This is a genomic window from Scandinavium sp. NPDC088450 (genome assembly GCF_044900545.1).
Lineage (GTDB): Bacteria > Pseudomonadota > Gammaproteobacteria > Enterobacterales > Enterobacteriaceae > Scandinavium.
The window spans coordinates 65,524-86,597 of the sequence record NZ_JBJDNI010000009.1; the positions used below are offsets into that span (position 1 = coordinate 65,524).

Annotated in this window: 21 protein-coding genes; 16 read left to right on the top strand and 5 right to left on the bottom strand. The window is 54.6% G+C overall.

Going from position 1 to position 21,074, the window contains the following annotated elements; genetic code table 11:
• Window positions 1–40: 40 nt before the first annotated feature.
• Window positions 41–1,861 (top strand): maltodextrin glucosidase, encoded by a 1,821-nt coding sequence (malZ, locus tag ACI2I2_RS10455; RefSeq protein WP_404657859.1) that lies wholly within the window; start codon window positions 41–43, stop codon window positions 1,859–1,861.
• A gap of 129 nt (window positions 1,862–1,990) precedes the next feature.
• On the opposite strand, the gene ACI2I2_RS10460 is transcribed toward malZ, so the two are convergent.
• Entirely contained in the window at window positions 1,991–2,893 is a 903-nt protein-coding gene (locus ACI2I2_RS10460; protein WP_404657860.1) for a LysR family transcriptional regulator, read from the bottom strand.
• Window positions 2,894–3,191: 298 nt separating this feature from the next.
• Here ACI2I2_RS10460 and ACI2I2_RS10465 point away from each other — a divergent pair, with 298 nt between their 5' ends.
• From ACI2I2_RS10465 to ACI2I2_RS10475, 3 genes are read left to right on the top strand one after another with little or no spacing between them, the layout of a single operon-like run.
• Window positions 3,192–3,833: a hydrolase gene (locus ACI2I2_RS10465; RefSeq protein ID WP_404657861.1), complete on the top strand. Its 642-nt coding sequence runs from the start codon at window positions 3,192–3,194 to the stop codon at window positions 3,831–3,833.
• Between the two features lie 51 nt (window positions 3,834–3,884).
• Window positions 3,885–4,430 (top strand): antibiotic biosynthesis monooxygenase, encoded by a 546-nt coding sequence (locus ACI2I2_RS10470; protein ID WP_404657862.1) that lies wholly within the window; start codon window positions 3,885–3,887, stop codon window positions 4,428–4,430.
• Between the two features lie 20 nt (window positions 4,431–4,450).
• Window positions 4,451–6,319: an amidohydrolase gene (locus ACI2I2_RS10475; RefSeq protein WP_404657863.1), complete on the top strand. Its 1,869-nt coding sequence runs from the start codon at window positions 4,451–4,453 to the stop codon at window positions 6,317–6,319.
• Between the two features lie 262 nt (window positions 6,320–6,581).
• Here the strand turns inward: ACI2I2_RS10475 and ACI2I2_RS10480 are convergent, their stop codons facing one another.
• Window positions 6,582–7,184 carry a peroxiredoxin C gene (locus ACI2I2_RS10480; protein WP_097161464.1) on the bottom strand — a complete coding sequence of 201 codons (603 nt, stop codon included), beginning with the start codon at window positions 7,182–7,184 and terminating at the stop codon, window positions 6,582–6,584.
• A 169-nt stretch (window positions 7,185–7,353) separates the two neighbouring features.
• A complete protein-coding gene (gene acpH, locus ACI2I2_RS10485; protein WP_404657864.1) occupies window positions 7,354–7,935 on the bottom strand; it encodes an ACP phosphodiesterase in 582 nt (193 codons plus the stop codon).
• A gap of 93 nt (window positions 7,936–8,028) precedes the next feature.
• On the opposite strand from acpH, the gene queA reads away from it, so the two are divergent.
• The 6 genes from queA (at window position 8,029) to ACI2I2_RS10515 (ending at window position 14,998) form a co-directional block, all read left to right on the top strand.
• The gene (gene queA / locus ACI2I2_RS10490; RefSeq protein ID WP_404657865.1) at window positions 8,029–9,099 is read left to right on the top strand and encodes a tRNA preQ1(34) S-adenosylmethionine ribosyltransferase-isomerase QueA; all 1,071 of its coding nucleotides are present in this window, start codon (window positions 8,029–8,031) and stop codon (window positions 9,097–9,099) included.
• A 53-nt stretch (window positions 9,100–9,152) separates the two neighbouring features.
• Window positions 9,153–10,280, top strand: a complete 1,128-nt coding sequence (gene tgt / locus ACI2I2_RS10495; protein ID WP_404657866.1) for a tRNA guanosine(34) transglycosylase Tgt — start codon at window positions 9,153–9,155, stop codon at window positions 10,278–10,280.
• A 22-nt stretch (window positions 10,281–10,302) separates the two neighbouring features.
• The gene (gene yajC / locus ACI2I2_RS10500) at window positions 10,303–10,635 is read left to right on the top strand and encodes a preprotein translocase subunit YajC (protein WP_097161468.1); all 333 of its coding nucleotides are present in this window, start codon (window positions 10,303–10,305) and stop codon (window positions 10,633–10,635) included.
• A gap of 27 nt (window positions 10,636–10,662) precedes the next feature.
• A complete protein-coding gene (gene secD / locus ACI2I2_RS10505; RefSeq protein WP_404657867.1) occupies window positions 10,663–12,510 on the top strand; it encodes a protein translocase subunit SecD in 1,848 nt (615 codons plus the stop codon).
• Between the two features lie 10 nt (window positions 12,511–12,520).
• Window positions 12,521–13,492, top strand: a complete 972-nt coding sequence (gene secF, locus ACI2I2_RS10510; protein WP_404657868.1) for a protein translocase subunit SecF — start codon at window positions 12,521–12,523, stop codon at window positions 13,490–13,492.
• Window positions 13,493–13,606: 114 nt separating this feature from the next.
• A complete protein-coding gene (locus ACI2I2_RS10515; protein ID WP_404657869.1) occupies window positions 13,607–14,998 on the top strand; it encodes a M24 family metallopeptidase in 1,392 nt (463 codons plus the stop codon).
• A 79-nt stretch (window positions 14,999–15,077) separates the two neighbouring features.
• On the opposite strand, the gene ACI2I2_RS10520 is transcribed toward ACI2I2_RS10515, so the two are convergent.
• Together ACI2I2_RS10520 and ACI2I2_RS10525 are read right to left on the bottom strand one after the other, a co-directional pair.
• A complete protein-coding gene (locus ACI2I2_RS10520; protein ID WP_404657870.1) occupies window positions 15,078–15,971 on the bottom strand; it encodes a nucleoside-specific channel-forming protein Tsx in 894 nt (297 codons plus the stop codon).
• Window positions 15,972–16,281: 310 nt separating this feature from the next.
• Entirely contained in the window at window positions 16,282–16,824 is a 543-nt protein-coding gene (locus tag ACI2I2_RS10525) for a DUF3251 domain-containing protein (RefSeq protein WP_404657871.1), read from the bottom strand.
• Window positions 16,825–16,968: 144 nt separating this feature from the next.
• Between ACI2I2_RS10525 and nrdR the strand changes: the two genes are divergently transcribed.
• The 6 genes from nrdR to pgpA all read left to right on the top strand — a co-directional run bounded on the left by nrdR (window position 16,969) and on the right by pgpA (window position 21,060).
• Window positions 16,969–17,418 carry a transcriptional regulator NrdR gene (gene nrdR / locus ACI2I2_RS10530; RefSeq protein WP_330983082.1) on the top strand — a complete coding sequence of 150 codons (450 nt, stop codon included), beginning with the start codon at window positions 16,969–16,971 and terminating at the stop codon, window positions 17,416–17,418.
• Window positions 17,419–17,421: 3 nt separating this feature from the next.
• Complete coding sequence (gene ribD / locus ACI2I2_RS10535) at window positions 17,422–18,525, top strand: bifunctional diaminohydroxyphosphoribosylaminopyrimidine deaminase/5-amino-6-(5-phosphoribosylamino)uracil reductase RibD (protein ID WP_404657872.1); 1,104 nt, start codon at window positions 17,422–17,424, stop codon at window positions 18,523–18,525.
• 88 nt (window positions 18,526–18,613) lie between these two features.
• The gene (gene ribE, locus ACI2I2_RS10540; protein ID WP_404657873.1) at window positions 18,614–19,084 is read left to right on the top strand and encodes a 6,7-dimethyl-8-ribityllumazine synthase; all 471 of its coding nucleotides are present in this window, start codon (window positions 18,614–18,616) and stop codon (window positions 19,082–19,084) included.
• Window positions 19,085–19,103: 19 nt separating this feature from the next.
• Window positions 19,104–19,523 (top strand): transcription antitermination factor NusB, encoded by a 420-nt coding sequence (gene nusB, locus ACI2I2_RS10545; protein WP_312624796.1) that lies wholly within the window; start codon window positions 19,104–19,106, stop codon window positions 19,521–19,523.
• Window positions 19,524–19,592: 69 nt separating this feature from the next.
• Entirely contained in the window at window positions 19,593–20,567 is a 975-nt protein-coding gene (thiL, locus tag ACI2I2_RS10550) for a thiamine-phosphate kinase (RefSeq protein ID WP_404657874.1), read from the top strand.
• On the top strand, window positions 20,554–21,060 hold the full coding sequence (gene pgpA / locus ACI2I2_RS10555) for a phosphatidylglycerophosphatase A (protein WP_404657945.1): 507 nt from the start codon (window positions 20,554–20,556) through the stop codon (window positions 21,058–21,060). The genes thiL and pgpA overlap by 14 nt, the downstream gene beginning before the upstream one ends.
• Window positions 21,061–21,074 lie beyond the last annotated feature (14 nt).

Consider the following 21,074-nt stretch of genomic DNA (forward strand, 5'->3'; position numbering starts at 1 on the left):
GACTGTGGCAAGGTGAACGCATTTTGGACAAAGGGGAAAAATGATGTTGAAGGCATGGCATCTGCCTGTTGCACCGTTCATTAAACAGCAGCAGGATCGGCTGGCGATCACGCTGTGGCTGAGCGGTGAAGCGCCGCCGCTGCGCGTGACGTTACGAGCAGAGGAAGACAACGAAGAGATTGCGTTGCCAATGCACCGTTTGCGCAGTGAACCGCAGCCGGGAGTAACGGCATGGCGGGCGGAGATCCCATTAGCAAGCGGGCAACCGCGTCGCCGTTACAGCTTCAAATTGCTGTGGGAAAATCGCCAGCGCTGGTTTACGCCACAAGGCTTTAGTCGTTTCCCGCCAGCACGTCTTGAGCAGTTTGCGGTGGACGTGCCGGATATTGGCCCACAGTGGGTGGCCGATCAGGTGTTCTATCAGATTTTCCCCGACCGCTTTGCCCGAACTGAGCCTCGTTCGGCGGAGCAGGACAACGTCTATTATCACCACGCTGCCGGGCGCGACATCGTGCTGCGCGAGTGGGATGAACCGCTGACGGCCGAAGCGGGTGGCTCCACTTTTTACGGCGGCGATTTGGACGGGATCAGCGAAAAGCTGCCGTACCTGAAAAAGCTCGGCGTCACCGCGCTGTATCTCAACCCTGTTTTTGTCGCCCCGAGCGTGCACAAATACGACACTGAAGATTATCGTCACGTCGATCCGCAGTTTGGCGGCGATCAGGCGTTATTAAGGCTGCGCCACAACACCCGCCGCGAAGGCATGAAGCTGATCCTCGACGGTGTGTTTAACCACAGCGGAGATTCGCACGGCTGGTTTGACAGGCATAACCGCGGCACCGATGGTGCATGCCACAATCCTTCATCGCATTGGCGCGACTGGTACAGTTTTTCGGAGGAAGGCAAAGCGCTGGACTGGCTGGGCTATGCCAGCTTGCCGAAGCTCGATTTCAGCTCTGAAACGCTGATCAACGAAATCTATCGCGGTGAAGACAGCATTGTGCGCCACTGGCTCAAAACGCCGTGGAGCATGGACGGCTGGCGGCTCGACGTGGTGCATATGTTGGGGGAAGCGGGTGGGGCGCGGAACAATCTTCAGCACATCGCCGGGATAACCAAAGCGGCCAAAGAAACGCAGCCAGAGGCCTATATTCTGGGTGAGCATTTCGGCGATGCGCGTCAGTGGCTACAGGCCGATGCTGAAGACGCGGCGATGAACTATCGCGGGTTTACTTTCCCGCTGTGGGGATTCCTGGCGAACACCGATATCTCTTACGATCCGCAAATGATCGATGCCCAAACCTGCATGGCATGGATGGACAACTACCGCGCTGGCCTGTCGCAACAGCAGCAGTTGCGCATGTTTAACCAGCTCGATAGCCACGATACGGCGCGTTTTAAATCGCTACTTGGCAAAGATGTGGCTCGTTTGCCACTGGCGGTGGTGTGGCTGTTCACCTGGCCTGGCGTGCCGTGCATCTACTACGGTGATGAAGTGGGGCTTGATGGCAACAATGATCCGTTCTGCCGCAAGCCATTCCCGTGGCAGAAAGAAAAACAGGATCTGACGCTGTTTGCCCTGTATCAGCGAATGGCGAAGCTTCGTCAACGCTCTCAGGCCCTGCGTCACGGCGGCTGTCAGGTGATTTACGCGGAAGACAACGTAGTGGTCTTTGTGCGCGTATTGAAGCAACAGCGCGTGCTGGTGGCGATAAATCGCGGCGAGCCGTGTGAAGTGGTGCTCGACGCCTCGCCGTTGCTGGCTGTTAAAGAGTGGCTGCTGAAAGAGGGCAAAGGCACGTTGCAGGACGATGTGCTGACGCTGCCCGCTATCTCTGCTTCGGTATGGTTCGGTAATTAGCACCAGAGGTGCCGGGCGGCAAGGTAAAGAACAAAATCCTCTCATGAGAGGATTTTTAGTGTTTGCCCCCCTCGCCCTGTGGGAGAGGGGCCGGGGGAGAGGGCATCAGACCGCATAACCGGCATATCTTTAACAGTACAAACGCGCCAAAACGTCATCGCTCAACAACGCGTCCCGCCACCAGCGCTGCGCCAGCCCGTCACTGTGGTTGCGCCAGGCCATATAGGCCACGTCTTTTTCACGAAATGACACCACTTCTTTTTCCACCAGCTCGCCATTCTCCAGCCACGGACGTGCAATGTGCCGTGGCAGAAAACCGCAGCCCATTCCCGCGCGTAACAGCGTCAGCTTAGAGTGAAAATCATCCACGCGTATTTGCGGTTGTTCATCCATAAGATTGCTGTTGATAGGCTGACAGCTGCGCGCACTGTCGCTGATGACCACGGCTCGGTGCAGACAAAGCTGATCGTTGGAAAGCTGCGTTTGAGTCTGCGCCAGCGGGTGCGAAGGGGCGACCACGAACACATTGTCCAGGGTGCCAAGCATTTTGTACGACCATGCGCCGGAGGTTGGCGGCTCGTTGATCGCTCCTATAATCATATCCGCGCCGTGGTGGGTGAGTTCTTCCCATGAACCGGCCAGCGTGTGATGGGTAAAGTTCAGCCGCGTTTGTTTATTCAGGGCGTGGAACGCGTCAATCAGCGGTAAAAGTGCTGCAAACGGGAAGGAGTCATCCAGTGCAATCGATAGCTCTTTTTCCCAGCCGGATTGCACCTGTACCGCCTGTTTCTCCAGATCTTTGGCTGCGTTTAGCAGAAGCCGTCCTTTTTCCAGCATCATTCGGCCAGTATCGGTAAATTTCGCTCGATGTCCGGAGCGATCTAACAAGGTAATCTCCAGATCGCTTTCCAGTTTCTGGATCATGTAGCTGAGCGCGGCGGGCGTTTTGAACAGAGATTCGGCGGCGGTGGCAAAAGATCCGTGTTTATCGAGGGCATCGAGGATCAGCAGGACATCAAGGTTTAAGCGCATGGCGGCAGGATCGGTCAGAAAAAGAATAGCTAAAGTCTTACTGAAGCGCTTATTCAATGCCAGTGAATAATTTAGAACGCAGGCGCGTAATTTTTTGACTAAGCCTGATAATAGTTTTCATCGGGAATGAATTTCCCAGAATATATTCTCCAGCTCGCTGGTCATAAAACAGAAAAATTTCTTTAATAACTCGTTAGAAATTTCCGCCTATACTCATTTTGCCTTATCCGTCAGGATCCAACTGTTTACAACAGTCTTAGATCGTTGCCTTTCAACTCATTGATTAAGAAGGTGTGTTATGTCTATTCGGGAACTGATCGACCCGCAGAATTCTGCGCTTATTTTTATCGACCATCAGCCGCAAATGTCTTTTGGTGTGGCGAATATTGACCGTCAGACACTGAAAAATAATACCGTGGCACTCGCCAAAGCCGGGAAGATATTCAATGTGCCGGTGATTTATACCTCTGTCGAAACCAAAAGTTTTAGTGGTTATATCTGGCCAGAATTGCTGGCTGTGCACCCTGATGTCAAACCGATTGAACGTACATCAATGAACTCCTGGGAAGACAAGGCATTTGTCGAGGCCGTGAAAGCGACTGGGCGTAAAAAACTGATTATCTCCGCGCTGTGGACTGAAGTGTGCCTGACCTTCCCGGCACTGATGGCGCTGGACGAAGGCTTTGAAGTTTACGTGGTGACCGATACTTCCGGTGGCACGTCAGTGGATGCGCACGAACGTGCAATCGACCGCATGGTACAAGCTGGCGCGGTACCTGTGACCTGGCAACAGGTGCTGCTTGAGTACCAACGAGACTGGTCACGCAAAGGCACCTACGATGCCGTAATGGATTTGGTGCGCGAACACAGCGGTGCTTACGGCATGGGCGTCGATTACGCCTACACTTTGGTTCACGGTGCGCCTGAACGTAAAGCGTAACGCGGTGGCGGGCGTTCGCCCGCCTGTTTGCGACAGCAGGGAATCTTTGCCATGACGCAAAAAAAACATGTGACTCTGGTTATCACCCACGCTTTGCGGCCTGAAGACAGCGGGGAATACGAAGCGTGGCTCGGCAGGATAATGCCGGTCGCGGCGGAATTCCCCGGCCATCTTGGCGCTAACGTTATTCGCCCTACTGACGGGCAGGGCATGTGGAATATCATCATTCGCTTCGACACGCTCGAACACCTCTACGCCTGGACACAATCCGAAACCCGCAAGCAACTGGTGGATGAAATCACGCCACTGCTGACCGAAGGCGATCATACCGAAGTCAAAACTGAGGCGGCTTTCTGGTTTACCCCGCCTGCGCCGCATGTGCGTCAACCCAAACGCTGGAAACAGTTCCTTATCACGCTGCTGGTGATTTTCCCGAGCACTAACCTGGTGCCTGCTATCACTGGCCTGCTGTTTCCTGGCCTGAAAGGCACGTTGCTGCTGCATCTGATTAACGATGCCTGCGTGGTGGCGCTGGTTGTCTGGCTGTGGATGCCCATCGTTACCCGAATTTTTGCCGGCTGGCTGAAAAAAGCCTGAGCCGGTTTGAGGAGTCTGAAATGTCTCAACAAGCCACATTGATCCTGACCCATGGCGAAATCCATACCCTGGATCGGGAAAATCCTCTCGCACAAGCGGTCGCGATTGCCAACGGTAAAATCCTCGCCACCGGCAGCCACGATCAAATCATGAGCTATGCCACTGATGGCACGCAGATTGTCGATCTTAAAGGCCACACGGTGATCCCTGGCCTGAATGACTCGCACCTGCACCTGATTCGTGGTGGGCTGAATTACAATCTTGAACTGCGCTGGGAAGGCGTGCCTTCGCTCGCGGATGCGCTGCGAATGCTGAAAGATCAGGCCGATTGCACGCCGTCACCGCAGTGGGTGCGCGTGGTGGGCGGCTGGAGTGAGTTCCAGTTTGCCGAACGCCGGATGCCGACAATTGAAGAACTGAATGAAGCCGCGCCGGACACGCCTGTGTTTGTCCTGCATCTTTATGATCGTGCGCTGCTGAACCGTGCAGCGCTGAAAGCGGTGGGGTACACCAAAGAAACGCCTGATCCTGCAGGCGGTGAAATCGTGCGTGACAGCAACGGTAATCCGACAGGCATGCTGGTGGCGAAACCCAACGCCATGATCCTCTATTCCACGCTGGCGAAAGGACCCAAATTGCCGCTGGAAATGCAGGTGAACTCCACACGTCAGTTTATGCGCGAGTTGAATCGCCTGGGCTTAACCAGTGCCATCGATGCAGGCGGCGGTTTCCAGAACTACCCGGAAGATTACGAAATCATTGAGCAACTGCACGCCAATGACCAAATGACCGTGCGCATCGCCTACAACCTGTTTACCCAACGGCCGAAACAAGAGCTGGAAGATTTCGAACGCTGGACTGATATGCTGAAACCAGGCCAGGGCACTGATTTTTATCGCGCGAATGGGGCAGGGGAAATGCTGGTCTTTTCCGCAGCGGATTTCGAAGATTTTCTCCAGCCGCGGCCTGATTTGCCACAAGGCATGGAAGATGAGCTGGAGCGCGTGGTACGCCATCTGGTGGAACACCGTTGGCCGTTCCGCCTGCACGCCACTTATGACGAATCCATCAGCCGGATGCTGGATGTGTTCGAGAAAGTGAATCGGGATATTCCATTCAACGGCCTGCACTGGTTCTTCGACCATGCCGAAACCATCACCGAACGTAATATCGAACGTGTAAAAGCACTGGGCGGCGGGATTGCGGTGCAGCACCGCATGGCGTTCCAGGGCGAATATTTTGTCGACAGATATGGCAAAGAGGCCGTGAAACACACGCCGCCAGTGGCGAAAATGCTGGAGCTGGATGTGCCAGTTGGTTTGGGGACCGATGCGACTCGTGTGGCGAGCTACAACCCGTGGACGGCGCTTTACTGGCTGGTGTCCGGGCGTACCGTCGGCGGTTTGTCGATGTATGACGACAGCAATCGCCTGCCGCGTGATGTGGCACTGGAGCTGTGGACTGCCGGCAGTGCGTGGTTCTCCAGCGAACAGGGCAAGAAAGGCCGCATCGTTGCCGATCAACTTGCGGATTTGGTGGTGCTGTCAAAAGACTACTTCCGCGTGCCGGAAGAAGAAATCAAAGGCATCGAGTCAGTGCTGACGATTGTCGATGGCAAAGTGGTGTACGCAGCAGGGCATTTCACACCGCTTGCGCCGCCAGCCATTCCGGTGGTACCAGACTGGTCGCCAGTGGTGAAAGTGCCAGGCCATTATCGTTCTGCGCCGCCAGCGATGGGGAAAGTCGGTGCAGTGGTACAGATGCACCAGTGTATCGGTAGCTGCGGTGTACATGGGCACTCGCATGATATCGCGAGGCAGTCAGGCATTCCGGTTTCGGACGACCAGGCATTCTGGGGCGTGCTGGGATGCAGTTGTTTTGCTTTTTGACAGCTGAGCGGCCTGTTCCCCTCTCCCCCAGCCCTCTCCCAAAGGGAGAGGGAGAAAACCAACGCCGAACAGTTCCCTTTCTCCACGGGAGAGGGAGAAAATCAGCGCCGAACAATTCCCTTTCCCCACGGGAGAGGGAGAAAATCAGCGCCGAACAGTTCCCTCTCCCCACGGGAGAGGGTTAGGGAGAGGGGAGTGTGCCGATCTCAACCCACAAAAAAGGCCCACCTAAGCGAGCCTTTCATCTATCAATCAGCGCTGATTACAGGCCGTTGACGTTCTCAGTCAGGTATTTAGCAACGCCTGCTGGGGAAGCATTCATGCCTTCTTTGCCTTTTTCCCACTGAGCCGGGCACACTTCGCCGTGCTCTTCGTGGAACTGCAGCGCGTCAACCATACGCAGCATTTCATCGATGTTACGACCCAGTGGCAGATCGTTCACCACCTGGTGACGTACGATGCCGTTAGCGTCGATCAGGAAAGAACCACGCAGAGCCACGCCAGCGTCCGGATGTTCGATACCGTAAGCCTGCTGGATTTCACGTTTGATGTCCGCAACCATCGCGTATTTCACTGCACCGATGCCGCCTTTGTCGACAGGGGTGTTGCGCCATGCGTTATGGACAAATTCAGAGTCAAAAGAAACGCCAACCACTTCAACGCCGCGCTTCTGGAATTCTTCGTAACGCTTGTCGAAAGCGATCAGCTCAGATGGGCAGACGAAGGTGAAGTCCATTGGCCAGAAGAACAGAACGGTCGCTTTGCCAGCGGTGTGCTGTTTGAAGTTGAAGTTATCAACGATTTCGCCGTTACCCAGTACAGCAGCGGCAGTAAAGTCAGGAGCAGGACGAGTTACCAGAACCATGAGGTTCTCCTCTAGATTTATAAGGTTAATGGAACGCAACGCGGGCCAGTATAGGGAGAGGAAATAAACGATACAAAGAGGCGCTGACAATCGTTGAGACAGGTTTTACCTATCAATTGTTATATTTCCAACTGTGTCAGCTTAGCGATTTTGTGATGAAGCGCAAGTTTTAAAGTGCTCTGGCCTGCGCTTGTGCCATCATGCGCGGGTAGAACGCCCAGAAGGTTTCTTCCAGCTGCTCATAGTTCGCGTCTAAATCCTGCCAGGAATCGCGTAAGGCATCGAGTCGCGGGCGACGGCTCGCCATGCCGTTAAGCACTCGCTGGATAAAATCCATCTCCCGATAACGCTCAAGCCAGCGCTCAGTCCACAAGTAATCATTCAGATTCACGAAGCGAGGGGGCGATTCAGGCAAGATTTCAGCGACCTGCGCGTGCGCATAGTGCACAAAATCAGGCAGCGACATCTCGGGCGAAAGCTGCGACCAGTGGCGCGAAAGAAAATGATCCCACATCACGTCCAGTGTAATCGGGGCAACGCGGCGGGTTTCAGGGCGGAACCAGCAACGGGCGGCTTTGACTTCCGGCAAATTATCCGTCAGCACGTCTATGCGACGGTGCATGTAAATCCCGCTTACCACCTCCGGGGAGTACAGCTCATCCGGATTGCCGCGCACAAAATCGGCCAGTAGATTGCCCGATAACGAGCTGTCGGCCAGATGCGCTAAATGCAGGTGAGCGAGAAAGTTCATTTGTATGCTTTCCTTATTTAAAGGCTTACAGGTTGCAGCCAAAGCAGCCTGCCACTAGACTACTCGCCTCTTTATTATGTCTGAGTTACCGTCATGCGCGTCGCCGATTTTTCTTTTGAACTGCCCGAATCCCTGATTGCCCACTATCCACAGCCGGAGCGCAGTAGCTGCCGTTTGTTATCCTTAGACGGGCCAACGGGCGCGCTGACGCACGGTACTTTCACCGATCTGCTCGACAAGCTCAACCCTGGCGATCTGCTGGTCTTTAACAACACCCGGGTGATCCCGGCGCGTCTGTTTGGCCGTAAAGCCAGCGGCGGCAAGATTGAAGTGCTGGTGGAGCGCATGCTCGACGATAAACGTATTCTGGCACATATTCGCGCGTCCAAAGCGCCGAAACCGGGCGCAGAGCTGCTGCTCGGTGACGATGAAAGCATTCATGCCACGATGGTTGCCCGCCACGATGCGCTGTTTGAAGTTGAGTTTAATGACCAGCGACCGGTGCTCGATATCCTCAACGCCATCGGCCATATGCCGTTACCGCCGTACATCGACCGCCCGGATGAAGACGCTGACCGCGAGCTGTATCAGACGGTCTACAGCCAAAAACCAGGGGCTGTTGCTGCGCCAACCGCCGGTCTGCATTTTGATGAACCGCTGCTGGCGAAACTGCGTGAGAAAGGCATTGAGATGGCGTTTGTCACGCTGCACGTGGGTGCGGGAACTTTCCAGCCAGTGCGCGTAGACAGCATCGAAGATCACATCATGCACTCCGAATATGCCGAAGTGCCGCAGGACGTTGTTGATGCGGTGCTGGCGGCAAAAGCGCGCGGGAGCAGAGTTGTCGCAGTAGGCACAACCTCCGTTCGTTCACTGGAAAGCGCGGCGCAGGCAGCGAAAACTGACCTGATCGAACCGTTCTTCGGCGACACGCAAATCTTTATCTATCCAGGCTATCAGTACAAAGTCATCGACGCGCTGGTGACCAACTTCCACCTGCCAGAGTCGACGCTCATCATGCTGGTGTCCGCCTTTGCGGGTTATCAGCACACGATGAACGCTTACAAGTCTGCGGTAGAACAAAAATATCGCTTTTTTAGCTACGGGGATGCCATGTACATCACGTACAATCCGTCCGCTATTCAAGAACGCGTTGGGGACTGATTCCGCGGCGCTGGGTTAATACGTCAGACTGTCTTTCTGACGCTGGAGTAAAAATGAAATTTGAACTGGATACCACAGACGGTCGCGCACGCCGCGGCCGCCTGGTCTTTGATCGTGGCGTAGTTGAAACGCCAGCCTTTATGCCTGTTGGCACTTACGGCACCGTAAAAGGGATGACGCCGGAAGAAGTCGAAGCCACTGGCGCGCAGATTATTCTCGGCAATACCTTCCACCTGTGGCTGCGTCCAGGCCAGGAAATCATGAAGCTGCATGGCGATCTCCATGATTTCATGCAGTGGAAAGGGCCTATCCTGACCGATTCCGGCGGCTTCCAGGTCTTCAGCCTGGGCGATATTCGTAAAATCACCGAAGCGGGCGTGCATTTCCGCAACCCGATCAACGGCGATCCGATTTTCCTCGATCCGGAAAAATCCATGGAGATTCAGTACGATCTCGGTTCCGATATCGTGATGATCTTCGACGAATGTACGCCGTACCCGGCGGACTGGGATTACGCCAAGCGCTCCATGGAAATGTCCTTGCGTTGGGCAAAACGCAGCCGCGATCGTTTTGATTCTCTGCACAACAAAAATGCGCTGTTCGGCATTATTCAGGGCAGCGTTTACGAAGATTTACGCGATATCTCCGTCAAAGGTCTGGTGGAGATTGGCTTTGATGGCTACGCTGTCGGCGGTCTGGCTGTCGGGGAGCCAAAGGAAGACATGCATCGCATTCTGGAGCATGTTTGCCCGCAAATCCCGGCAGATAAACCACGCTACCTGATGGGCGTGGGCAAACCGGAAGATCTGGTGGAAGGTGTGCGTCGCGGTATCGACATGTTCGACTGCGTAATGCCAACGCGTAACGCCCGTAACGGACACCTGTTTGTCACCGATGGCGTGGTAAAAATCCGTAACGCGAAACATAAGAGCGACACCAGCCCACTCGACGCTGAGTGTGATTGCTATACCTGTCGTCATTATTCACGCGCTTATTTGCATCATCTTGACCGTTGCAATGAAATTCTGGGCGCGCGTCTCAATACCATCCATAATCTTCGCTACTATCAGCGCTTAATGGCGGGTTTACGCAAGGCTATCGAAGAGGGTAAATTAGAGAGCTTTGTGACGGAGTTTTACCAACGTCAGGGTCGGGATGTCCCACCGTTGAACGTTGATTAATTTTAATAATGAGGGAAATTCAATGAGCTTTTTTATTTCTGATGCGGTAGCCGCTACTGGTGCACCGGGACAAAGCAGCCCGATGTCTCTGATCCTGATGCTGGTGGTGTTCGGTCTGATTTTCTATTTCATGATCCTGCGCCCACAGCAGAAGCGCACCAAAGAGCATAAAAAGCTGATGGACTCCATCGCGAAAGGTGATGAAGTGCTGACTAACGGTGGCCTGGTCGGTCGCGTAACCAAAGTAGCTGAAGCTGGCTACATTGCTATCGCCCTGAACGACACCACTGAAGTGGTCATCAAACGTGACTTCGTAGCTGCCGTTCTGCCGAAAGGCACGATGAAGGCGCTGTAATTTCTTGTTTTCCCAAAGGGAACTGCCGTGTTAAACCGTTATCCTTTGTGGAAGTACATTATGCTGGTCGTCGTGATACTCGTCGGCCTGCTTTACGCACTTCCCAACCTGTATGGTGAGGATCCGGCTGTTCAAATCACTGGCGTGCGTGGTAACGCCGCCAGTGAGCAAACGCTGATCCAGGTCCAGAACACTTTAAAAGAAGAAAAAATTACCGCGAAGTCTGTGGCACTGGAAGAGGGCGCAATTCTTGCTCGCTTCGACTCCACTGACATCCAGCTGCGTGCGCGTGAAGCGCTGGTTAGCGTGCTGGGTGACAAGTATGTCGTGGCGCTTAACCTGGCACCGGCCACTCCGCGTTGGCTGGCCATGATGCAGGCTGAGCCGATGAAGCTCGGTCTTGACCTGCGCGGCGGCGTGCACTTCCTGATGGAAGTCGACATGGACACCGCGTTGGGTAAACTGCAGGAACAAAATATCGATGGCCTGCGCAGTGACCTGCGTGAGAAGGGCATCGGCTATACCACGGTGCAGAAAGCCGATAACTACGGTCTGAACATCACGTTCCGTGACAGCACGGCCCGTGACCAGGCTATTAGCTACCTTTCTCCGCGTCACCGTGATTTGGTTATCACCAGCCAGGGCAACAACCAGTTGCGGGCCACGATGACCGATGAGCGCCTGAAAGAAGCGCGCGAATATGCCGTTCAGCAGAACATCAACATCCTGCGTAACCGTGTTAACCAGCTGGGCGTTGCCGAGCCGGTGGTACAGCGTCAGGGTGCTGATCGCATCGTCGTCGAGCTGCCTGGTATTCAGGACACCGCGCGTGCGAAAGAAATTCTGGGCGCAACCGCGACCCTGGAATTCCGTCTGGTGAACACCAACGTCGATCAGTCTGCTGCCACTTCTGGCCGCGTACCGGGCGACTCTGAGGTGAAAGATACCCGCGAAGGCCGGCCGATTGTGCTGTACAAGCGTGTGATCCTGACCGGTGACCATATCACCGACTCCACCTCCAGCCAGGACGAATACAACCAGCCGCAGGTTAACATCTCGCTCGACAGCGCCGGTGGTAACATCATGTCTAACTTTACCAAGGACAACATCGGTAAACCGATGGCGACCCTGTTCGTAGAGTATAAAGACAGCGGTAAGAAAGATGCGAAAGGCCGTGCCGTACTGGTGAAACAGGAAGAAGTGATTAACGTCGCTAACATCCAGTCTCGCCTGGGTAACAGCTTCCGCATCACGGGGCTCAGCAACCCGAACGAAGCTCGTCAGCTGTCGCTGCTGCTGCGTGCCGGTGCGCTGATTGCGCCAATCCAGATTGTCGAAGAACGGACCATCGGTCCAACTCTGGGTCTGCAGAACATCAAGCAGGGTCTGGAAGCGTGTCTGGCTGGTCTGGTGGTCTCGATTCTGTTCATGCTGTTCTTCTATAAGAAGTTTGGCCTGATCGCAACCTCTGCGCTGCTGGCAAACCTGGTGCTGATTGTTGGGATCATGTCGCTGCTGCCAGGGGCCACACTGAGTATGCCAGGCATTGCGGGTATCGTGTTAACCCTTGCGGTCGCGGTCGATGCTAACGTACTGATTAACGAACGTATCAAAGAAGAATTAAGTAACGGACGCTCGGTCCAGCAGGCCATCCATGAGGGGTATGCTGGTGCGTTTAGTTCCATCTTCGATGCGAACATCACTACGCTGATTAAAGTCCTGATCCTGTATGCAGTCGGTACTGGCGCCATTAAAGGCTTCGCCATCACCACCGGTATCGGTGTGGCGACTTCCATGTTTACCGCGATCGTCGGCACCCGTGCCATCGTAAACCTGTTGTACGGCGGCAAACGCATCAACAAGCTGTCTATCTGAGGAGTGCGTTGTGGCACAGGAATATACTGTTGAACAATTGAACCACGGGCGTAAAGTCTATGACTTTATGCGCTGGGACTTCTGGGCCTTTTCAATATCTGGCCTGTTGCTGGTGGCGTCGATAATCATTATCGGCGTACGCGGCTTCAACTGGGGTCTCGATTTCACCGGTGGTACGGTGATTGAAATTACGCTGGAAAAACCAGTGGACATGGAGCAGACGCGTGCCTCGCTGGAAAAAGCGGGCTTCGTTGAGCCACTGGTGCAGAACTTTGGTAGCAGCCACGACATCATGGTGCGCATGCCTCCGGTGAAAACGGAGAGCGGCAGCCAGGAGCTGGGCAGCAAAGTGCTGGACGTGATCAACGAATCCACCTCTCAGAACGCGGCTATCAAGCGTATTGAGTTCGTGGGGCCGAGCGTCGGGGCTGACCTGGCGCAGAGCGGGGCGATGGCTCTGCTGGCGGCACTGATCTCGATTCTGGTCTACGTTGGCTTCCGCTTCGAGTGGCGTCTGGCGGCGGGGGTAGTTATCGCCCTGGCGCACGACGTGGTGATCACCATGGGCATTCTCTCGCTGTTCCACATCGAGGTTGACCTGACCATCGTGGCGTCGTTGATGTCGGTTATCGGCTACTCGCTGAACGACAGCATCGTGGTCTCGGACCGTATTCGTGAGAACTTCCGCAAGATTCGTCGCGGCACGCCTTACGAAATCTTTAACGTGTCCCTGACCCAGACGCTACACCGTACGTTGATCACCTCAGGAACCACCTTAATGGTTATCCTGATGCTGTTCCTGTTCGGTGGCCCGGTTCTGGAAGGCTTCTCGCTGACCATGCTTATCGGTGTCTCCATCGGTACGGTGTCTTCCATCTACGTGGCATCGGCGCTGGCGCTGAAACTCGGGATGAAACGCGAACACCTGCTGGTACAGAAAGTAGAGAAAGAAGGCGCCGATCAGCCTTCCATCCTGCCGTAAGATTTTCCAGCTAAAAAACGAATCCCGGTCAATTGGCCGGGATTTTTTTATGCCAAAAAGGGGGATTTCCGATAGGCTGAACAGATTACTCTCTGTTCAAAGGATGCTACAGACATGACCACGCCTCATGTGATTGCCCTCAATACCACGCCGCAACCGCAGTGCTGGACAGGATTGCCTTCAGTCACACTCAGCGATGCCACCCTTGCACAGCGCAAGGCGAAAGTGCTCGCCGGGATGCAGCAGCAGAAGCTGGACACGCTGATTGTCTACGCGGACAAAGAGCACGGCGGTAATTTTGAGTATCTGACCGGGTTTATTCCGCGCTTCGAAGAGGCGCTGCTGGTCCTGCATCGCGATGGCGAAGCGGTATTAGTGCTTGGCAATGAAAACCTCAAACTGGCTGCTCACGCCCGGTTGCCAAACCATGTGGTGCATGCGCCGTGGTTTTCGCTGCCTAATCAGCCGATGGACAACACGCAGTCTCTGCCTGAGCTATTACAAAGCGCAGGTATCACGGCGAATAAACGGTTGGGATTGGCAGGCTGGAAACTCTTTACCGGCGTGAAAGACAATACCCGTCAGATGTTCGATATCCCGACGTTTATCGTCGATGCGATTCGCGAAGCGGCACCGCTTGCGGAACTGCAAAATGCCACCGGGCTATTTATTTCCCCCGCAGAAGGGGCGCGGGCTGTCAACAATGCCAATGAACTGGCGCATTATGAGTACGGTGCGAATCTGGCTTCTACCGCTATTCTGAGTGCCTTAAATGCTGTTGCACCGGGCAAAACCGAAAAGCAGATTGCCTGTTTATTAGCGGCAGATGGTCAACCAAATAACGTGGTGATGATTGCCGCGACGGGCGACCGCTTCGCGAACGCCAATCTTTATCCTGGCGATAAAGTCGTGCAGCAGGGTGATAAGTTCTCGCTGACCACCAGCTATAAAGGCGGGCTCAGCAGTCGCGCGGCTTACGTCGTGAAAGATGCCTCTCAGCTCCCTGAAGCAGTAAGTGATTATCTTGATGTGGTGGCTATTCCGTATTTCCGCGCGGTCGTCACCTGGCTGGAAAACATTCGCCCAGGCATGACGGGCGGTGAACTGTATCAGCTGATTGAAGACGTGCTGCCAAAGTCGGAATACCACTGGCATCTCAATCCGGGTCACCTGGTCGCCGATGAAGAGTGGTTGTGCTCGCCGGTCGGCCCAGGGTCTGACATTCCCTTAAAAAGCGGCATGCTGCTGCAAATCGATATTATCCACTCTCGTGCGGGTTACGCGGGCGCAAGCATTGAGGACACGGTGGCACTGGCAGATGAAACGCTGCGCAAACAGTTATCCGTTGAATACCCGGCGCTGTGGGCGCGAGTCCTGAAAAGACGAGAATTTATCGAGCGTGAGATTGGGATTACATTGCCGGAATGGGTGTTGCCGTTCTCAAATACCGTGGGGTATTTACGACCGTGGCTGTTGGATCAGAGTCAGGCGTTGAGTGTGAAATAATGAAAAGCCGGGCAGTGACCCGGCTTCTGGTTTTGTTTGCCGGGCAAAGCGAAGCTGCCGCCCGGCAAACAAAGGGTTATCAGAAGTTGTAACCCACAACCAGATAACCACCCCAACCGGTGGAGCGAACGCTGAAGTTGCCGTCACCGAAGTTCAGGCTGGCATCGTCGTTCCACTGGCCGCCGTTGTGCCAGTAACGTGCCACGACAGAGTAGTGCCAGTGATCGTAATTCAGCGCCAGAATGTGGCTGGACGCGATGGAATTGCTGGTACGCGCGTGCTTCCCGTTCAGATCGTAGAAGTTGTCGTCGCCCAGGTCAGAACCCCAGTCAAAGTTGGTGAAGCCGATATAGCTCAGCTGGCCGCCCCACAGTTGGGTGATTGGCACGAAGTATTTCACTTTGAAGCGATAGCCGTCCCACTCGTTTTCGTTGGAGGCTCCGTAGTTCTGCCACTGATATTTCGCGTACACGTTCAGAGACAGGCTCATTGGCAAACCGGTGTCGATGTCGGTGCCCAGACCCATATACCAGGTGCTCTGCTTGCTGGCATCGTTGCCATGAGCGCCCATGTCATAGATGTAGTTGTTCGCGAAGTACCACTCTTTGAACGGACCGAAGGCCAGGCTGGTGCCGGTCAGCTTGTCGATTGAGAAGCGCGGTTCGATTTCCATGAACATACGGGAACCGTCGTCCCAGACGCCAGTGTCATTGCCGTTACCCCAACCGAAGGTTTTCGGGATATCGATGTAGCCATAGAAATCAAACCAGTCTTTCTTGGCAAACGCTTCGTACTCCAGGTACACGTCGTTGTTGATTTTTGGTCCGAAGCGGGTGTGATAGCTGCCTACCACGTTGACGCTCTGGTGCCACCAGTCAGAGACGTACTCTGGCTTAGACGTTTCGGCAGCGTTTGCCGTGAAAGACGAGGAGAGCGCAAGCACTGCACTGGCTGCAAGTAATGTTTTTTTCATAAAGACGCCACTTTTTTAAAAATCCCTTTCGGGGTGTGAAAAGACCCGCCGGAGCGTTTCTAAATGTAACTGTTTTTGCGAGGCCTATTATAAGAATCATTGCTCACAAAAATATGTGGTGTTTCACAGTTTTCTCATGTACGTAATCGATTGCGTTCACGTTTGCGTACATTGACGGCGGGCATTGTACGGATTCTCATGAATGTTTCCAGGGTTTTCTGGAAAAACAGGAAACATTGCAAAGGGTGTCAAAGCATGAGGAAAAGGCGGGAAAGAGGCCGGATAACGGGCGTTATCCGGCAACAATCAGTTACTGAGCATTCACCGGCTGAATGTCGTGGATACGGACGAAGACCGGTTGCTTCGGATCAATGTCGTTCAACTGCAACGGAATATCGACATCGCTTGGGGCAAGGATGCTTGCCGGGGCGTTGATGAGCTGGTTTTTCACGTCAACTTCCTGGTAGTTGTCCGTGGTGCCCTGAATCAGGCCCCATTCGACTGTGCCGCTAAAGGCAGGCAGCGGATCGTTGGATTCACCCTGAATACGCAGCGTGGCGCGCATTCCCTCAGCGTTTTGCGCAATATTGGTCAGCGACATGCGCAGGGTACCAATCTGGCTTTCCAGGCGTGCCGGGGTGTTCGCGCCAGGCAACAGATAAACACCGCTTGCAGATTTGGCATTCAGGGCATTTTGCTGGGTTATCTTGACCGTTTCCTGATTAAGCTTAGTCATGTCCTTTGAGAGCGCGCTCACGCTCTGCTGCATCTGGTGAACTTCGGTTTGCTGTGCACAGGCGCTAAGGGTAAACAAACTTCCCACGGCCAAAAGGCGTAAATAACGTCGTGTCATTGTCAGGGTTCCTTTCAGAGTTCTTTCGTCTTCAATGGTAGCAGTATCGCGCGCGTTGCCATCGGGGGTTTGTCTCAAAATGACGGCGCCGCCTGGGTCGTGGTAAAATAGGAAAATGTTATTCCCCTTTCGTCAGGACGCGCCATGCATTGCCCATTTTGTTTAGCCGTAGATACCAAAGTGATCGACTCTCGTCTGGTGGGAGAAGGCTCTTCTGTACGCCGCCGCCGACAGTGCCTGGTCTGTAATGAACGCTTCACCACCTTCGAAGTGGCTGAACTTGTGATGCCGCGAGTGGTGAAAAGCAACGATGTTCGCGAGCCGTTTAATGAAGACAAATTGCGCAGCGGCATTCAGAAAGCACTCGAAAAGCGTCCTGTCAGTTCAGATGACGTCGAAATGGCGCTGAATCACATTAAATCGCAGCTGCGCGCCACCGGTGAGCGTGAAATCCCAAGCAAACAGATTGGCAATCTGGTGATGGAGCAGCTGAAAAAACTCGATAAAGTGGCTTATATCCGCTTTGCTTCGGTGTATCGCAGCTTCGAAGACATCAAAGAATTCGGCGAAGAGATCGCCCGTTTACAGGACTGAGCCATGCATGACGAACAGTACATGGCGCGTGCGCTGAAGCTGGCGAATCAGGGCCGTTTCACCACTCATCCCAATCCACGTGTTGGCTGTGTGATAGTTAAAGACGGCGAGATAGTGGGAGAGGGCGCGCACTACAGAGCGGGCGAGCCTCATGCAGAAGTGCATGCGTTGCGCATGGCGGGCGAAAAAGCTAAAGGCGCAACAGCGTACGTCACGCTTGAACCGTGCAGCCACCACGGGCGTACGCCGCCGTGCTGTGACGCTCTCATTGCGGCAGGCGTGAGCCGCGTAGTGGCAGCCATGCAGGACCCAAATCCCCAGGTTGCAGGCCGCGGGCTTTATCGTTTGCAACAGGAAGGCATTGAAGTCAGCCATGGGCTGATGATGAGTGAAGCCGAAGCATTGAACAAAGGCTTCCTGAAACGTATGCGTACCGGTTTCCCGTTTATCCAGCTCAAACTTGGCGCATCGCTGGATGGGCGCACGGCAATGGCGAGCGGTGAAAGCCAGTGGATCACTTCGCCGCAAGCGCGCCGGGACGTTCAGCGTTTACGTGCAGAAAGCCATGCCATTCTGACCAGCAGTGCAACTGTGTTAGCGGATAATCCGGCTCTGACCGTACGCTGGGAAGAACTCAACGCTGACGTGCAGGCGCAGTATCCGCAGGAAAATTTGCGTCAGCCAGTGCGTATCGTTATCGACAGTCAAAATCGCGTGACGCCGGAACACCGCATCGTGCAGCAACCGGGCGAAACCTGGTTTGCCAGAACTCAGCAAGATTCTCGCGAATGGCCGGAGTCTGTGCGCACGCTGCAAATCCCGGAACACAACGGTCATCTTGATTTGGTGCTGTTGATGATGCAATTGGGCAAACAACAGATTAACAGTATCTGGGTTGAGGCAGGCCCAATGCTTGCTGGCGCGCTGTTGCAGGCAGGGCTTGTGGATGAGCTGATTGTTTACGTTGCGCCTAAACTGTTAGGCAGTGATGCCAGAGGATTATGTGTGTTGCCAGGGCTTGAGAAACTGGCCGAGGCGCCCCAATTTAGTTTCAGCGAGATACGCCACGTTGGCCCGGATCTCTGTCTGCACCTGATACCCGCGTAAGTTGCTGTCAATAACCGAAGCAGCGCGCAAATTATTATGATAAAATCCGCCCCCCTCATGGGGTAAGTCGAATCCCAAAAGGAAAAGTATGAACATTATCGAAGCTAACGTAGCGGCTCCTGAAGCCCGCGTCGCCATCACCATTGCGCGTTTCAACAACTTCATCAATGACAGCCTGCTGGAAGGTGCGATTGACGCCCTGAAGCGCATTGGTCAAGTGAACGATAACAACATCACCGTAGTCTGGGTTCCGGGCGCATACGAACTGCCACTGGCAGCGGGCGCACTGGCGAAGACCGGTAAATATGACGCCGTTGTGGCATTGGGCACCGTTATCCGTGGCGGTACTGCTCACTTTGAATACGTCGCCGGTGGCGCAAGCAATGGCCTGCTGCATGTTGCACAGGACAGCGAAATTCCGGTCGCTTTTGGCGTATTGACCACCGAAAGCATCGAACAAGCCATCGAACGCGCTGGCACCAAGGCGGGTAACAAGGGTGCAGAAGCTGCACTGACCGCACTTGAAATGATTAATGTATTGAAGGCCATCAGGGCCTGATTTTTGTAAGGGGAATTCCGTGAAACCTGCTGCTCGTCGCCGCGCCCGTGAGTGTGCCGTCCAGGCGCTTTACTCCTGGCAGTTGTCCCATAACGACATCGCTGATGTTGAATATCAGTTCCTGGCGGAACAGGACGTGAAAGACGTCGACGTCGTGTACTTCCGTGAACTGCTGTCCGGGGTGGCGACCAACAGCGCGTATCTCGATGGCCTGATGAAACCGTACCTCTCCCGTCTGCTGGAAGAGTTGGGTCAGGTGGAAAAAGCCGTGCTGCGTATCGCGCTGTTCGAGCTGGCTAAACGTGATGATGTGCCGTACAAAGTGGCCATCAACGAAGCCATCGAACTGGCGAAAACCTTCGGCGCTGAAGACAGCCACAAGTTTGTCAACGGCGTGCTGGATAAAGCCGCTCCGGTCATCCGTCCCCGCAAAAAGTAATCTGCAGGCCGACGAAGCGGTTTCTCCGCTTTTGTCGGCCTCTCTTTTTTCCTGTCTCGAGGCTGACGCATGGCATGCGGTGAATTCTCTCTCATTTCCCGTTATTTCGATCGCGTAAGAAGCTCCCGTCTTGATGTTGAAACCGGAATCGGTGACGACTGTGCGCTGCTCAGCGTGCCAGAGAAACAGACGCTGGCGATCAGCACCGATACGCTGGTATCGGGCATTCATTTTCTTCCGGACATCAACCCTGCCGATCTCGCTCGTAAAGCGCTGGCGGTCAATCTCAGTGATTTAGCGGCGATGGGGGCGGACCCGGCATGGCTGATACTAGCCCTGACGCTGCCTTCTGTGGATGAGGCCTGGCTGGAAACGTTTAGCGACAGCCTGTTCGAACAGCTCAATTACTACGATATGCAGCTGATTGGCGGCGACACCACTAAAGGTCCGCTGTCGATGACGTTGGGTATTCATGGTTTTGTGCCAGAAGGCCGAGCCCTGAAGCGTTCAGGCGCAAAACCGGGTGACTGGATTTACGTGACCGGTACGCCGGGGGATAGCGCGGCGGGTCTGGCGATTTTGCAGGACCGCTTGCAGGTCAACGCGAAAGAAGACGCTGATTATCTGGTCAAACGCCATCTCAACCCGACGCCACGCATTCTGAGCGGGCAAGCGCTGCGCGGGCTGGCAAATTCGGCTATCGATCTTTCTGACGGGCTGATTTCTGACTTAGGGCACATCCTCAAAGCGAGCGAGTGCGGAGCAAGAATCGATCTCGATTTACTGCCGTACTCGGAAGCCATGACTCGCCACGTCGAGCCTGAACAGGCGTTGCGCTGGGCGTTATCGGGTGGCGAAGATTACGAGCTGTGCTTTACCGTGCCAGAATTGAACCGAGGCGCGATGGATGTAGCGCTAGGGAATTTTGGTATGGCGTATACCTGCATCGGACAGATGACGGCCGATGTAGAAGGACTGCATTTTCAGCGTGACGGCAAGCCGGTGACGCTCGACTGGAAGGGGTACGACCATTTTGCGCAGTAAAGACATCGCGAAAAGCCGCCTGAGTCTGCTCAATCCCTGGCATTTACTCGCCACAGGATTTGGCAGCGGGCTGAGCCCAATCATGCCTGGCACGGCGGGCTCTCTGGCCGCCATTCCTTTCTGGTATCTGCTCACGCTTCTGCCCTGGCAGCTCTATTCGCTGGTAGTCATGCTGAGCATCTGTATCGGAGTCTACATTTGTCACCGCACCGCCAAAGACATGGGCGTGCATGACCACGGCAGTATCGTCTGGGACGAATTTGTCGGGATGTGGATAACGCTGATGGCGCTGCCGACCAACCAGTGGCAGTGGGTCGCCGCAGGCTTCGTGATTTTCCGCATTTTCGATATGTGGAAACCGTGGCCGATTCGCTGGTTTGACCGCAATGTCCACGGCGGCATGGGAATTATGGTCGACGACATCATCGCCGGGATCATCTCCGCGGGGCTACTGTACCTGATTGGCCACCACTGGCCGATGGGTCTCCTCTGACGTTGCCCCTTGCG

Coding starts and splice junctions, on each gene's coding strand:
- malZ (WP_404657859.1), top strand. CDS start 41: ATGATGTTGAAGGCATGGCATCTGCCTGTTGCACCGTTCATTAAACAG.
- ACI2I2_RS10460 (WP_404657860.1), bottom strand. CDS start 2,893: ATGCGCTTAAACCTTGATGTCCTGCTGATCCTCGATGCCCTCGATAAA.
- ACI2I2_RS10465 (WP_404657861.1), top strand. CDS start 3,192: ATGTCTATTCGGGAACTGATCGACCCGCAGAATTCTGCGCTTATTTTT.
- ACI2I2_RS10470 (WP_404657862.1), top strand. CDS start 3,885: ATGACGCAAAAAAAACATGTGACTCTGGTTATCACCCACGCTTTGCGG.
- ACI2I2_RS10475 (WP_404657863.1), top strand. CDS start 4,451: ATGTCTCAACAAGCCACATTGATCCTGACCCATGGCGAAATCCATACC.
- ACI2I2_RS10480 (WP_097161464.1), bottom strand. CDS start 7,184: ATGGTTCTGGTAACTCGTCCTGCTCCTGACTTTACTGCCGCTGCTGTA.
- acpH (WP_404657864.1), bottom strand. CDS start 7,935: ATGAACTTTCTCGCTCACCTGCATTTAGCGCATCTGGCCGACAGCTCG.
- queA (WP_404657865.1), top strand. CDS start 8,029: ATGCGCGTCGCCGATTTTTCTTTTGAACTGCCCGAATCCCTGATTGCC.
- tgt (WP_404657866.1), top strand. CDS start 9,153: ATGAAATTTGAACTGGATACCACAGACGGTCGCGCACGCCGCGGCCGC.
- yajC (WP_097161468.1), top strand. CDS start 10,303: ATGAGCTTTTTTATTTCTGATGCGGTAGCCGCTACTGGTGCACCGGGA.
- ACI2I2_RS10515 (WP_404657869.1), top strand. CDS start 13,607: ATGACCACGCCTCATGTGATTGCCCTCAATACCACGCCGCAACCGCAG.
- ACI2I2_RS10520 (WP_404657870.1), bottom strand. CDS start 15,971: ATGAAAAAAACATTACTTGCAGCCAGTGCAGTGCTTGCGCTCTCCTCG.
- ACI2I2_RS10525 (WP_404657871.1), bottom strand. CDS start 16,824: ATGACACGACGTTATTTACGCCTTTTGGCCGTGGGAAGTTTGTTTACC.
- nrdR (WP_330983082.1), top strand. CDS start 16,969: ATGCATTGCCCATTTTGTTTAGCCGTAGATACCAAAGTGATCGACTCT.
- ribD (WP_404657872.1), top strand. CDS start 17,422: ATGCATGACGAACAGTACATGGCGCGTGCGCTGAAGCTGGCGAATCAG.
- ribE (WP_404657873.1), top strand. CDS start 18,614: ATGAACATTATCGAAGCTAACGTAGCGGCTCCTGAAGCCCGCGTCGCC.
- thiL (WP_404657874.1), top strand. CDS start 19,593: ATGGCATGCGGTGAATTCTCTCTCATTTCCCGTTATTTCGATCGCGTA.